This window comes from Amycolatopsis sp. MEPSY49 (genome assembly GCF_051337345.1).
GTDB lineage: Bacteria > Actinomycetota > Actinomycetes > Mycobacteriales > Pseudonocardiaceae > Amycolatopsis.
This window is the reverse complement of record NZ_JBDLYJ010000009.1, coordinates 253,610-266,949: the sequence shown is the minus strand read 5'-3', so window position 1 is coordinate 266,949 and position 13,340 is coordinate 253,610. Positions and strand designations below refer to the sequence as shown.

At 74.3% G+C, this 13,340-nt stretch carries 11 protein-coding genes; 4 read left to right on the top strand and 7 right to left on the bottom strand.

Going from position 1 to position 13,340, the window contains the following annotated elements; all coding sequences use genetic code 11:
* Positions 1–218: 218 nt before the first annotated feature.
* The 4 genes from ABFJ78_RS34390 to ABFJ78_RS34375 all read right to left on the bottom strand — a co-directional run bounded on the left by ABFJ78_RS34390 (position 219) and on the right by ABFJ78_RS34375 (position 5,650).
* Complete coding sequence (locus ABFJ78_RS34390; protein ID WP_436391181.1) at positions 219–1,802, bottom strand: AMP-binding protein; 1,584 nt, start codon at positions 1,800–1,802, stop codon at positions 219–221.
* Between the two features lie 119 nt (positions 1,803–1,921).
* On the bottom strand, positions 1,922–2,527 hold the full coding sequence (locus ABFJ78_RS34385) for a hypothetical protein (protein WP_436391179.1): 606 nt from the start codon (positions 2,525–2,527) through the stop codon (positions 1,922–1,924).
* On the bottom strand, positions 2,524–2,883 hold the full coding sequence (locus tag ABFJ78_RS34380; protein ID WP_436391177.1) for a hypothetical protein: 360 nt from the start codon (positions 2,881–2,883) through the stop codon (positions 2,524–2,526). Before ABFJ78_RS34380 ends, ABFJ78_RS34385 begins: the two co-directional genes overlap by 4 nt.
* 325 nt (positions 2,884–3,208) lie before the next feature.
* Positions 3,209–5,650: an ATP-binding protein gene (locus ABFJ78_RS34375; protein ID WP_436391176.1), complete on the bottom strand. Its 2,442-nt coding sequence runs from the start codon at positions 5,648–5,650 to the stop codon at positions 3,209–3,211.
* A gap of 93 nt (positions 5,651–5,743) precedes the next feature.
* On the opposite strand from ABFJ78_RS34375, the gene ABFJ78_RS34370 reads away from it, so the two are divergent.
* Positions 5,744–6,166, top strand: a complete 423-nt coding sequence (locus ABFJ78_RS34370) for an ester cyclase (protein WP_436391174.1) — start codon at positions 5,744–5,746, stop codon at positions 6,164–6,166.
* Positions 6,163–6,582, top strand: a complete 420-nt coding sequence (locus tag ABFJ78_RS34365) for a nitroreductase/quinone reductase family protein (protein ID WP_436391172.1) — start codon at positions 6,163–6,165, stop codon at positions 6,580–6,582. The genes ABFJ78_RS34370 and ABFJ78_RS34365 overlap by 4 nt, the downstream gene beginning before the upstream one ends.
* Here the strand turns inward: ABFJ78_RS34365 and ABFJ78_RS34360 are convergent.
* The 3 genes from ABFJ78_RS34360 to ABFJ78_RS34350 all read right to left on the bottom strand — a co-directional run bounded on the left by ABFJ78_RS34360 (position 6,560) and on the right by ABFJ78_RS34350 (position 9,687).
* Positions 6,560–7,309, bottom strand: coding sequence for a transporter substrate-binding domain-containing protein (locus tag ABFJ78_RS34360; protein ID WP_436391170.1), 750 nt, complete (start codon positions 7,307–7,309; stop codon positions 6,560–6,562). The two genes, ABFJ78_RS34365 and ABFJ78_RS34360, sit on opposite strands and share 23 nt — an antisense overlap.
* Before the next feature lie 49 nt (positions 7,310–7,358).
* Positions 7,359–8,390, bottom strand: coding sequence for an aldose epimerase family protein (locus tag ABFJ78_RS34355; protein ID WP_436391168.1), 1,032 nt, complete (start codon positions 8,388–8,390; stop codon positions 7,359–7,361).
* 61 nt (positions 8,391–8,451) lie between these two features.
* The gene (locus ABFJ78_RS34350; protein ID WP_436391166.1) at positions 8,452–9,687 is read right to left on the bottom strand and encodes a helix-turn-helix domain-containing protein; all 1,236 of its coding nucleotides are present in this window, start codon (positions 9,685–9,687) and stop codon (positions 8,452–8,454) included.
* A gap of 243 nt (positions 9,688–9,930) precedes the next feature.
* Between ABFJ78_RS34350 and ABFJ78_RS34345 the strand changes: the two genes are divergently transcribed.
* Together ABFJ78_RS34345 and ABFJ78_RS34340 are read left to right on the top strand one after the other, a co-directional pair.
* Positions 9,931–11,925 (top strand): MMPL family transporter, encoded by a 1,995-nt coding sequence (locus ABFJ78_RS34345; protein WP_436391164.1) that lies wholly within the window; start codon positions 9,931–9,933, stop codon positions 11,923–11,925.
* On the top strand, positions 11,922–13,319 hold the full coding sequence (locus tag ABFJ78_RS34340; RefSeq protein WP_436391162.1) for an MFS transporter: 1,398 nt from the start codon (positions 11,922–11,924) through the stop codon (positions 13,317–13,319). Before ABFJ78_RS34345 ends, ABFJ78_RS34340 begins: the two co-directional genes overlap by 4 nt.
* Positions 13,320–13,340 lie beyond the last annotated feature (21 nt).

The following is a 13,340-nucleotide window of genomic DNA, read 5'->3' as shown; positions in this document are numbered from 1 at the left end:
GTTTGCCGTGGTCCGCGAGTGTCCATTTCGGACCGCGTGTCACTCGGAAGTGTTGTCGCGGCGCGGTTTCCGGGGATTTCGGTGACTTTTCGTAGCGGTAATTCACTCGAAGAGACGCGAACAGGTGTTCGATTCGGCGGGTATCGTGGAGGCATGTCCTCCCTCAGACGTGACGGGCCCACCGCCACCCCACCTCGGCAGCGGGCCCGTCACCCCCGTCAGTGTTCGCGCAGCAGGAAGCGCTGGAGCTTCCCGCTCGCGTTGCGCGGCAGCGCGTCGATGAACCGCACCCGGCGCGGGTACTTGTACGGCGCCGCAACGGCTTTGGCGTGCTCCTGCAGGGCGTGCACGATCTCCGGGCCGGGGGTGACGCCCGCGCGCAGCACGACGAAGGCGGTCACGACCGCGCCCCGGTCCGGGTCAGGCGTGCCGACGACCGCGCACTCCTCGACGTCCGGGTGGGCGAGCAGCACCTCCTCGACCTCCGGAGCGGCGATGTTGTAACCGGAGGAGACGATCATGTCGTCGCTGCGCGCCACGAACCGGAAGTAGCCGTCCGCGTCGCGGACGTAGGTGTCGCCGGTGATGTTCCAGCCGTCGCGGACGTAGTCGGCCTGTCGCGGGTCCTCGAGGTAGCGGCAGCCGGTGGGTCCCTGCACGGCGAGCAGCCCGGGCGTGCCGTCGGGCACCGGCGTGCCGTCGACGTCCAGGACGGCGGCGCGGAACCCGGGCACGACGGTGCCGGTCGTGCCCGGACGGGCGGCCTCGTCGGCGGCGGAGATGAACACGTGCAGCATCTCCGTGCTGCCGATGCCGTCGATGAGCGGGCGGCCGACGACGTCGCGGTACCGCTCGGCCACGGTGGCGGGCAGCGCTTCGCCTGCTGAGACGGCGCGGCGCACGCCGGCGAGGAGGGCGCCGTCGCCGGAGCCGAGGATCGCGCGGTAGGCGGTCGGTGCGGTGAAGAGCACGGTCACCGACTGCTCGGCGACGATCGAAGCCAGTTCCTTGGGCGTGGCGCGTTCCACCAGGAGCACGGACGCGCCGGCGTGCAAGGGGAAGACGAGGAGGCCGCCCAGGCCGAAGGTGAACGCGAGGGGAGGGGTGCCGCAGAAGAGGTCGTCCGCGGTGGGTCGCACGACGTGGCGCGAGAACGTGTCGGCGATGGCGAGCAGGTCGCGGTGGAAGTGCATCGTCGCCTTGGGCGTTCCGGTGGTCCCGGAGGTGAAGGCGAGCAGCGCGACGTCGTCGGCGGCGGTCGGCGCGTCGGCGAAGGTGGCCGGATGCCGGGCGGAGCGTTCGGCGAGCTCGCCGCCGTAGGAGACGACGGGCAACCCGGGCGGCAGCTCGTCGAGCAGGCGCTCGTCGCACAGGGCGACGGCCGGCTGGGCCCGGTCGACGATCTTGTCGAGCTCGTGGCGCCGCAGCATCGGCATGGTGGCGACGGCGACCGCCCCGGCCTTGAGCACGCCGAGCCAGCACGCCGCCAGCCACGGCGTGTTGGTGCCCCGCAGCAGCACGCGGTTCCCGGGTACGACCCCGAGCTCGGCGGTGAGGACGTGGGCGATCCGGTTGGCGCGGGCGAGGACCTCGCCGTAGCTCCACGTCTCGTGGAGCGACCGCAGGCACGGGCGGTCGGGTCCGAAGCGGTCGATCGCGCCGTCGAGCAGGGCGGTTGCGGCGTTGAGCCGGTCCGGGTAGTGCAGCTCGGGCAGGTCGAACACGAGCCGCGGCCACTGCTGCCCGGGCGGCAGCCGGTCACGGCAGAACGAGTCGGTGTGCGCGCTGGGAGAAAGCCTCATCGCAACCCCTCGGGTCGACCTGCACCACGAGGAACGTAGCACTCGTTGCGACCGTCGAGAAGACGCGATGTCGGATCGATGACGGTAGCGACGCAGGTGCGATGCGCGAGGTTCCGTGCTCAACCGCGGGCGTCGGCGGGGACGGCCGGCACGCCGTCGTGCGCCGGCGGCCGGGCCCGGGCGAGCGGGATCGCGCAGCCGAGCGCGAGCGTCGCGATCGAGGCCCAGAACAGCACCGCGACCCAGGCGCCGCGGGCGGTGGCGAGGCTCAGCGACGGCGAGATCGCCGTGCTCGCGAACGCCCACGCGGGCAACGGCACCAGGGCGAACACCCCGAGGACGATCCGCCGCCACGGCGCGCCCCGCCCGGCGATCGCGTAGCCGCCCGCCATGCCGAAGAGCGGCAACGCGAGCGCGCCGCCGCCGAGGCCGTCGCTGAACGGAATCTGGCCCGCGACGATCGCCGAGACGGTGTCCGGCGAGACGATCACGGCGATCGGGAACGCCAGTGGCGCCGTGACGAGCCACCGGCGGCGGCGCGTGTGCCAGGCCCAGCCGAACAGCGCGCCGGTGACGACGCCGGGCAGCAGGATCTGGACGAAGGTGCCGTACCAGTGCACGGCGGACTCCGGCCCGGCGACCTCGACCATCAGGCCGCGCAGCCCGGCGGCCCAGGCCAGGCCCGCCGCGCCCCCGGCGGCGAGCGGGCCCACGGCGCGGCTCATCGCGCCATCGCGTGCCGGGGCGCGCCGCTGAGCAGCAACCCGAGCCCGACGATCGTCAGCAGGACCAGGCCGCCGGCGAGCAGCCGCGCCCAGGTCGGAGCGTCGACGAAGAAGGCGGGCAGTGCGAGCAGCCCGGACAGCGCCCGCGAACCGGCGACGGTGAAGTGCCCGGCGCGGTTGCCCCGCCAGGCCGGCACGGCCGCGGCGAGGGTGACGAGCCCGAGCACCCCGCCGAGAATCACGACAACGGCGGGCGGAGCATCGTCCATGGCGATGCCGGCGACCCCGACGACGTCGGCGATCCCCAGCACGACGCAGATGACGTAGCCGGTGGTGTAGACGGGAGTGCGGGTCATGGTCTCCTCCTGGGTTTCGGACTGGTTCCCAGGCTGAGCCGACCGGCCCCGGCGAACCACGACGCGCACCCACCGAGAACTCACCGTTCGGCAGCCAAGCCCCCGGCCGGAGCCGGCGGTGGGAGGAGCCTGGGCGGTGTCGGGTTCGCGGTGGTGACTGCGCGGGTCCTGCGCCGCTCGCGGCCGTCCCGCCGTGCCCGCCGTGCCCGCCGTGCTCGCCCGTGCCCGCCGCGACTGCCGTGCCCGCCGTGCGCGCCGCGACTGCCGGGGCCCCTCGTGAGTGTGAAACCGGGTCAGAACACCGTTTCTCACTCACTACCCGCGCTCATCCCTCCCGCACCGGTCCCTTCACCGCCTCGAGGACCGCTTGGAAACCCGGCGGGTTCATCGGCGGCAGCCGCGCGTCGAGGCGGTTCAGCAGTTCCTCCCGCTCCTGGCACAGCTCGGCCGCCAATGGCTCGTCGCCGTCTGCCAAGGCGATGCCCGCCAATCCCTCCAAACACCACGACAGATACATCGGGTTGCCGATCCGCCCGAACAGCTCCCGGCTCTCCGCGAACAGCTCGCGGGCCCGCTCGACCCGTCCGTCCGCCAGCTCGACGTGGCCCAGCTGGGTCGTGGACATCGCGATGGCCCACCGGTCCTCGTAGCGGCGGGCGGATTCGAGCGCGACCACGCTGGTCTCGCGCGCCCCCGCGAGGTCGCCCGTCAGCATCGCCAGGTGGCCCAGGTGCGCGAGCAGCTGGTCGGCCGTGTGGTCGTCGCCGCGGTCGCGGTTGAGGCGTTCGCACTCCCGCAGCGCCTCGCCCGCTTCCTCGTGGCGGCCCATCAGCTGCGCGTTCGTGCCCAGGCCGCGTAACGCCTCCGCCACCCGGCTGCGGTCGCCGATCGACCGGGCGACCGAAACGCCCTCCATGCCGAGCTCGCGCGCCCGCTCGTGCAGGCCCGCGTGCATCGCCTGCCACGCCAGCAGGATCAGCGCGTCGGCGAGCTCCCGGTCCGAGCCGGCCGCCCGCGTCTCGGCCAAGCCACGTTCGGCCAGCTCGATCGCCTCGCCGGTGTGGCCGGTGAAGAACCGCGTGTAGGCCGTCCCGATGAGCGCCGCGGCTCGCCCCGCTCGGTCGCCGGCGGCCTCGGCCAGCGCCAGCGCCTCCTCGTGGTCGGCGAGCGCGTCGGCGTAGCGGTCGGCCAGCCGCGCGAGCACGCCGCGGGTGTTGAGCGCCGTCACCAGCCCGGTCCCGGTGCGCCGCGCGAGGTCGACGAGCTGCTCGCACCACGCCGTCGCCTCCTCGAACGCCGAAATGCCGGTCGCCATCCGCGCCGCCTCGGCCAGCGCGGGGATGCGGGCCGGTGCGTCGCCGGGGAGGGCGAGGACCGCCGTCGCCGCGCGAACGCCCTCCTGGAGCAGGCCGTGGTCGGCCCAGAAGCCCGACAGCGCCAGCCACAGCCGGAGCGCGGCGGTCGCGTCCCGGCGCTCGACGGCCCGGTCGAGCGCCGCGCGCACATTGTCCTTTTCGGACTCGACCGCCGCGGGATCGAGGCTCGCGAAGAACTCGATGTGCCGGGTGACGGCGGCGTTTTCCTCGCCGCAGTCCCGCAATCGCTCGAGTCCGTACTCCCGGATCGTCTCGAGCATGCCGAGGCGGCCGTCCGGCCCGGTGGTGACGAGGCTGGCGTCGACGAGCTCGGTGAGCGTGTCCAGGTCGTCGACCGCGGAGAGCGGGCACCCGCCGGCGAACACCGACAACGTCCGGAACAACGCCTGTGCCGCCGGCGACAGGAGCTGGTAGCTCCAGCCGATCGCGTCCCGCATGGTGCGCTGCCGGTCGGGCAGGTCGCGCGGCCCGCCGACCAGCATCGGCAGCCGGTGCTCGAGCCGTTCGAGCAGGACGCCCGGTGGCAGCACCCGGGTCCGCGCGGCGGCGAGCTCGATCGCCAGTGGCAGGCCTTCGAGCCGGCGGCAGATCCGCGCCACCGTCTCGTCCGCTTCGAGGGACACACCCGCGGCGGTGGCGCGCTCGGTGAACAGCCGCACGGCCGGGGCGTCCGGCCGGCCCGACTCCAGCGGGGCGATGCGGTAGTCGCGCTCGGCGCGCACGCGCAGCGGCACCCGGCTGGTGACGAGGACCGTCACGCCCGGGCACGCGCCGAGCAGGGCCACCACGTCGGCGCCGGCGTCGACGAGGTGCTCGAAGTTGTCGAGCAGCAGGAACGCCCGCTTGTCGCGGAACGCGGCGGCCAGCCGATCGGCGACCGGGACCGGCCCGCGTTCGTCCAGCCCGGCCTCGTGCGCGATGGCGGGGACGACCTGCCCGGCGTCGCGCAGCGGCGCGAGATCGGCGAAGAGCGCGCCGTCCGGGTAACGCGGGCGGACGGTCTCGAAGACCTCCAGCGCGAGGCGCGTCTTGCCGACGCCGCCGGGGCCGGTGAGCGTCAGCAGCCGCGTCTCGCCGCGCTCCAGCAGTTCGACGAGCGCGGCGGCCACCCCGGCCCGGCCGATCAACGGCGGCAGCAGCCGCGGCGGCCCGGGCGTGGCCGCCGGCGGCGGTTCCGCCGGGCGCGCGGCCGCCAGCAGCGCGACGCGGTCCGCTTCGGCCAGCGCCAGGGCGTCGGCGAGCAGCCGCACCGTGTCCAGCCGCGGGATGCGGCGCGGATCCCGTTCGAGGTCGCTGACGGCGCGCGGGCTCACCCCGGCGCGCTCGGCGAGCGCCTCCTGGGTCAGGCCGGCGGCCAGGCGCAGCCGCTTGAGCAGGGCGGAAAAGCTCACGGCCTTGAATCGTCGCGGCGGCGGCGAATGTGTCAAGCCGACGGTGAGCGGACGTCGTGGTGCCGTCGGCGCCCCGGCGCGAGGCTGGCCCGCATGACACCCGACGACATCCGGGCGCGGGCCCGCAGAATCACCGAAGAGCTGTTCAACCAGGGCGACCTCGCGGTCATCGCCGAGCTCGTCGACCCCGCGTACGTCCAGTACCTGGCGGTCGAGGACCGCACGACCGGCGTCACCGGGCTGGCGGAGTTCGTCGCCGGGATCCGGCGCGCGTTCCCCGACCTGCGCGCGCACACCGAGCAGCAGGTCGTCGAGGGGGACACACTGGCCCAGCGGCTCACCGTCACCGGCACGCACAGCGGCGCGGCGTTCGCCGGCCTGCCCCCGGCGACCGGCGGCCGGCTGCGGGTGAACGTCGTCGACATCTACCGCGTCGGCCCGGCGGGCCGGTTCACCCAGCGGTGGACTCTCTGGGACGAGCACACCCTCCGCGTGCAGCTGGGGCTGGCGTCGTGACCGCGCTGCTGCGCCTGGCGAACAAGCTGGCGGTGGCCCTGTACCGGCGCGGGCTCGGCCGGACGGCGAAGCACGTGCCCGTCCTGTTGCTCACCGTCGCCGGCCGCCGGACCGGCCGCCCGCACACGGTGCCGGTCGCCTACTTCGACCACGACGGCGGCTACCTGGTGGCCGCGTCGGCGGGTGGGGCGAAGCGCGAGCCGCAGTGGTTTCGCAACGTCCGGGCAGCGGCCGACGCGCACGTGCGAGTCGGCGACCGGGGGCGTGACGTCGGCGTCCGGGTCCCGGACCCGGCCGAGCGCGACCGGCTGTGGCGCGACGTCGTCCTCCGCCGGGCGCCGTTTTTCGCGGACTACGAGCGCAAGGCCGGCCGGACCATCCCGGTGTGCCTGCTCACGCCGTCCGGGGTTTCGTAGCAGGTGCTGCCCCGCCGGTGACTCGAGGAGCGACGGTGGCGTCCGGCTGGTTCGCGCGGCGCAACGCCTCGGCCACGAACCCGTTCGCCTTCAGCTCCTCGACCAGCTCGTGCAGGAACGCCACCGTCGCCGGGTCGCGGTCCGGCGTGGTGCCGACGGCCTGCTGGATCTGCATGAACCGCTCCGGGAGCACCCGCGTTCCCGGGTGCGCGGCGGCGTAGGCGGTCATCGGCTGCCGGATCCCGGCGGCCACCTCCAGGTCCTGCTCTTCGAACACGGTGACGCCGTCCGAGCCGCGCACGACCGTCGCGTGCTCGAGGGTCCGGGTCAGGAACAGGTCGTACGCCGAGCCCTGCTTCACGCCGACGCGGACGCCCGGCTGGTCGACGTCCGCGGGCGAAGCGAACGAAGAGCTTTCGGGGACCACGTACACGCCTTCGATGACGACGTACGGTGCGGTGAACGCCACCGAAGCCGCCCGCGCCGGCTCGATCGCCAGGAAACACAGATCGGCCGCGCCCGAGGTCAGCGCCTCGAACGACTTGTGCGCCGCGTCGAAGCAGACGAACTCCACCGGCACGTCGAGCCGCGCGGCCACTTCGCGGGCGATGTCGACGGTGACGCCGCCGGGGGAGTCCGGCGTGCCGTGCGCGAGCACGGGGTTGCCGAGGTTGACGGCGGCGCGCAGCACGCCGGTGGGTGCGAGGTCGGCGGCGAGGTCTCCCATGACCGGCGAGGGTAACGGCGGGGGTCGCCGGAGCAGGGGCGAATGTTGCTCACGCCACCGGCGGCTCGTCCGCCGTCGTCAGCTCGAAGGCCGTCTCCTGGTGGTAGACCTCGCCGGGCCGGAGCACCGTGCTCGGGAAGTCCGGCCGGTTCGGCGAGTCCGGGAAGTGCTGCGCCTCCAGCGCGAACCCCGTGTGCGGATCACCCAGGTGGTTGCCCGAATAGAACTGCAGGCCCGGCTCGGTCGTCCACATCGTGAGCAGGCGCCCGGACGACGGCTCCCAGACGCGCGCGGCGAACGGCGCACCGCTGTCGAGGACCCAGTTGTGGTCGTAGCCGTCGCCGATCGCCAGCTGGGGGTCGGGGTCGGCCAGCCGGGCGCCGATCGCCGTCGCGCGGCGGAAGTCGAACGGCGTCCCGTCGACCGGTGCCGGGCCCCCCACCGGGATCAGGTCCTCGTCGACCGCGCAGTAGCGGCTCGCGGCGAGCGCGAGGGAGTGGTCGTGCACGGTCCCGGCGCCGGCCAGGTTCCAGTACGTGTGGTTGGTCAGGTTGACGACGGTCGGCGCGTCGGTGGTCGCGCGGTAGGTGATGCGCAGCCGGTCGTCGAGGCGGTAGGTCACTTCGGTGCTCAACCGGCCGGGATAGCCCTGGTCGCCGTCCGGGCTGACCAGGATGAGCCGCACGCCGTCGGGGACCGGAGCGGCGGACCACACCCGCGTGTCGAACCCGGCGGGCCCGCCGTGCAGGCTGTTCTTCCCGTCGTTCACCGGGACGCGGTGGAGGACTCCGTCGAGGGTGAACGCGCCGCCGGCGACGCGGTTGGCGTACCGGCCGATCACCGCGCCCAGAAAGACCCGCGCCGCGCCGGGCCGGTTGTTCGCGACGTAGCCCTCGAGGTCGGGGTAGCCGAGGACGACGTCGGCCGGTCGCCCCGACCGGTCCGGCGCTTCGATCGACTGGATGACGCCGCCGTAGTCCAGCACGCGGACGGTGATCCCGGACCGCGAGAGGGTGTACCGGTGGACGTCGGTGCCGCCGGCGCGGCCGAAGAACTCCCGCGTGAGTTCGGTGCGCGTCATCGGCGGCCTCCCCATTGTTAGCGCTAACAGCATGCGGGAGAGGCGCCGCGTGGTCAAGGGGTCAGTGCTCGCCCGGCGGCTCCGTGCCGAGCAGCTGGTGCGCCCGCAATGTCATCTGGATCTCCAGCCGCTGCGCCGGATCCGCCAGCCGGTCGCCGAAGAGGTCGCTCAGCTGGCTCACGCGGTAGCGGACGGTCTGCGGGTGCACGCCCAGCGCCTGCGCGATGTCCGGCGTGTTCCCGTTGTGCTCCAGCCAGCTCAGCAACGTCTCGGCGAGCCGGACCTGCTGCTTCACCGTCAGGCCCGAGAACGGCGCCAGGGTCTTGGCCGACAGCTCGTCGAGCAGGAACCGGTCCGCCAGCAGCCAGTGCGTCGCGAGGTGGTCGGCCGTGTGCGTCACCGGGCGGTCGCCGATCAGGCCGCGGCGCAGCAGGTCGAGCGTGCGCCGGGCCCAGAGCGCCGACGTCGCCGCGTCGGCCGGCCGGACGCGCGGACCGACCGCCGCCCGCCAGCCCGGCAGCCGGCCTTCGAGATCCCGCAGGTCGCGGTCCGGGTTGGGGGTCAGCAGGCACGGTTCGGTGCCTTCGAGGTCGAGCAGGACGTCGCCGGCGACCTGCGGTGCCGGGGCCAGGTGCTGCTCGTCCCGCGGGTCGAGCGCGACGACGGTGACCCACTCCGGCATGGCCCAGTTCGCGGCCTTCGCCATGGTCACGAGCGTTGCCGGCGACGACGGCGGGCTGGCCAGGAGGAGTTCCAGCAGCCGCCGCCGGCGGCGCTCGAGCGTGCCGGTCGCCATCGCCTGCGCCAGCGTGTACCCCTCGACCGAGTACGACGAAATCTCGTCCACGTAGGCGAAGATGGCCTCGGCGCCGACGCAGAGCACGGCCGCCGGGAAGCGATGGGCCTGGCCCAGTTCCGCGATGTACCGCCACGCCGCGCGCCCGCCCGCGCGGTAGGCGGCCTGCAGCGAGTTCAGGCTGCCGCCGTCGTGGTGGACGCGTTTTCCGACCTCCCGGAACAGCTTCGGCCAATTGTCCTCTGTGGACGGCAAGTCGTCGATGCTGTCGATGCAGCTGAGCACGGCCTGTTCGATCGCCAGCACGATCATCTTCCCGAACTCGCCTTCGAGGGGCTTGGCGTACTCGGGCACGGCCCGCTGGATCTCCTCGAGGATGCGCCGCGACAGGGGATCGGCGTGCGCGCGGAACCTCCGCGCGACCTCGGTGGGCAGCGAGCACCACAGCTGCCGGGCCCGGCCGGTGCCACGGGGGTGCGGGACGGTGATCGTCCGGGTCATGGGCCCCCCTTTCCGCGTCGGCGCGGACGCCATGTACTCACACGGAAACGGGATTCGCAACCGCCGGGACCCGGTTCTGTCATGCGAGGACCAAGGCCCGCGCGCGGATTTGTCACGCGTCCGACAAACGGCGGAACACTCACCGGCGCAAGGGTTTCCGGAATTCGATTTGTGAGCCGGAACCGTATCTTCGCGGGCCATTCCGTTGTTAGCGTGATCAACCATGCGCGGCGGGAGAACGGGATGACGAGGGTCGTTTCCTGGTGTTTCCGCCACGCCGTCGTGGTCGCCGCGCTGTGGCTGACGGCGCTGGCCGGGCTCGGCTTCGCCGCGCTGCACAAGGGCGCGGACTTCCGCGACACGGTCGACCTGCCCGCCGCGGACAGCACCGCGGCGGCGAGGCTGCTGCACAGCACCGGTAGCGAGGAAAGCGTCGTCGTCCAGGCCCTGGACGGCCCGATCGACCGCGGCGCGGGCCGCGTGGACCTCGAAGCGTTCGCCGCCCGCCTGGCGGCGCTCCCCCACGTCGTGGCGGTCAGCCCGCCGCCGGGCCGGGTGTCGCCCGACGGGCGGACCGCGGTGCTGACCGTCCGGTTCGACGCGCCGGCCACGACCCTCGGGCCGGACACGGCGGACGCTTTCGCCGACGTCGTCCGCGACGCCCGCGGCCTCACCGCCGGCGCGTCGGGGGAGCTCGCCGCGATGACCGCGGGCGCGCCGAACCTGGGCAACGCCGGGATCGGCCTGCTCGCCGCGGCTCTCGTGCTGTTCGTGACGTTCCGGTCGCTGACCTGCGTTCTGCTCCCGGTTCTCGCCGCCTCGGTGTCGGTCGGCTGCGCGCTCGCCGCGGTCACGCTGCTGTCGCACGTCATGACCGTGCCGACGATCAGCACCGAGATCGCCGCGCTGCTGGGGCTCGGCGTCGGCGTGGACTACGCGCTCTTCGTGCTCACCCGCTACCGGCAGGGCCGGCGGGACGGCGCGGACCCGGCGGCGGCGCTGGCCGTCGCGGCGGCGACGTCGGGCCGCAGCGTCGTGTTCGCCGGTGTCACCGTGTGCGTCTCGCTGGCCGGGATGCTGACCGTCGGCCTGCCGTTCCTCGACGGAATCGCCGTCGCCGCCGCGGTTTCGGTGCTGCTCACGGCGTCGGCCGCGCTGACCCTGCTGCCGGCGTTGCTGCGGCCGGCGGCCCGGCGGATGCGGATCCCGGCGGAGGGCGGCGGCCGCCGCTGGGCCCGGCTCGCGCGGTCGGTGACCCGGCGGCCGGGTCCGTACACGCTCGCCGCGCTGCTCGTCGTGGCCGTCCTCGCGCTGCCGATGACCGGGTTGCGGCTCGGCGTCCCGGACGCCTCCCTCGACCCGCCCGGCAGCATCACGCGCACGGCCGCGGAGCTGCTGCACGACGGCTTCGGCCCGGGCGCCGGCGCTCCGCTGCTGGTGGTGGGCTCGGGCGACGCGTCGCTCGGCACGCTGCGCGAGGCCCTGCTCGCCCGCGCCGAGGTCGGGCCGCCCGTCCCGCTCCCGGGTGGTGGCTGGCTGCTGACGGCCACCCCGCGCACCGCGCCCGACGACCCGGCCACGACCGAGCTGCTGCGCTGGACGCGGGCGATGGCCACCACGGTCGCCGGCCCGGACACGCACGTCGGCGGGCCGGTCGCCGCCCGGGCCGACTTCTCCGCGGCCGTCACCGCGCGGCTGCCGCTGTTCCTCTTCAGCGTCGTCGGCATTTCGGTCCTGCTGCTGGCCTGGGTGTTCCGCAGCGTGGTGATCCCGCTGACCGCCGCGGTGATGAACCTGCTGACGGCGGCCGCGACGACCGGCGCGGTGGTCTTCGCCTTCGGCGCGCCGATCGAGCCGTACCTGCCGGTGTTCCTGTTCGCCGGGCTCTTCGGGCTGTCGATGGACTACGAGGTCTTCCTCATCGCGCGCGTCCAGGAGGCGTGGCGCCGCCGCGGCGACACCCGGGCCGCGGTCGTCGACGGCGTCGCGGCGACCGGCCGGACCATCACCGCGGCCGCGCTGATCATGGCGCTGGTGTTCGTGGCGTTCGCCTTCGTGGACGCCCGGGTCGTGCGGGAAGCCGGCGTGGGGTTGACGGTCGCGGTGCTCCTCGACGCGGTCGTCGTCCGGTGCGTGCTGGTCCCGGCGGTGATGGCGTGGTTCGGCGAGGCCAACTGGTGGTTCCCGGGTCGCCGGCCGGCTCCGGTCGCGCGCGAACTGGTGGGGAGCGGACGATGACGCGGCGGACCCTGGTGCTGATCGCGCTCGGCGCGTTCGTCACGACGCTGGACAACACCATCGTCGCGGCCGGCGCCCCGTCGATCGCCCGCGACCTCGCCCTCGACCTCGGCGCGCTGCAGTGGGTCGCCCTCGGCTACATGCTGCCGTTCGCCGGGCTGCTGCTGGTGGCGGGCACGCTGATCGACCGCTGGGGCCGTCGTCCGGCGCTGCTCGCCGGGCTGCTCGCGTTCGGGCTCGGCGCGGCCGCCGGCGGGCTGGCGGGCTCGGCTTGGCTGCTGGTCGCCGCCCGCGTGCTGCAGGGCGCGGCCGCCGCGTTCCTGGTTCCGGGGCTGCTGAGCCTGCTGCGGGCCAACCTCGACGCGCGGGGCCGCACGCTCGGCGCCGCCGTCTGGACGGCGTGCCTGGCCGCCGCGCTCGCGCTGGGCCCGGCGCTCGGCGGCCTGCTGAGCGAATACCTGGGCTGGGGCTGGATCTTCTTCGTCAACCTGCCGTTCGTGGCGGCAATGCTCGTCCTGCTGCCGGGGGCGGTCCCGCGGGGCCGGGACCCGGCCGGTCCGCGCCCGGCCGGCGGACCGATGGCCGTCGTGACGGCGAGCCTGGTCCTGCTCACCGCGGCGCTGGTGGAACTCGGCGAGCACCCCCGGACCGCCGTGGCGCTGCTGGCCGCCGGGATCGCGCTCGGTGCGGTGTTCGTGCTGCGTGAGCGCCGGACGCCGGCCCGGCTGGTGCCCGCCGAGCTGACCGGCAACCGGGTGTTCGCCGGCTCGCTCGCCGTGCAGGTGCTGTGGGGCCTCGGGATTTCGGGCATCGTCTTCTTCACGCCGTTGCTGCACCAGGACTTCCTCGGCCTCGACCCGGTGCGGGCCGGGCTGCCGCTGGCGCTGGTCGCGGTCGCGGTGGTGGCCGCGACACCGCTGGTCCCGGCGTCCGTCGCCCGGCACGGTCCACATCGGACGGTCGCCGCCGGGCTCGGCGTGGTCGCGGCCGGGCTGCTCGCGCTCGCCGTGGTCAACCACATCCCGGCGGTCCTCCCGCGGCTCCCCGGGCTGCTCCTGATCGGGGCCGGTTCGGCGTTCACCACTCCGCTGACCTCGCACGCATTGGACGTCGTGGCCGAACGGCAGGCGGGCAGGGCGTCCGGGCTGCTCACGGCGTCCCGCGAGCTTTCGAGCGCGTTGGGGGTCGCGCTGATCGGGGCCGTCCTGACGGCGGTGCGGACGTTGCGGCTCGACGTCGGCGCGGCGCCGGGAACAGCGTTGGCCGCCGGGTACACCGCGGGTCTGCTCGCCGCGGCCGGGTTGACGCTCGCCGGCGCGCTGCTGGCCGTGCGCGTGTTGCGGAGCCCGTTTGCCGGGACCTCGTCGCCGCGTGACAAACGGGCGGTGCCGTAATCCGTGTGCCGGTGAGTGTCG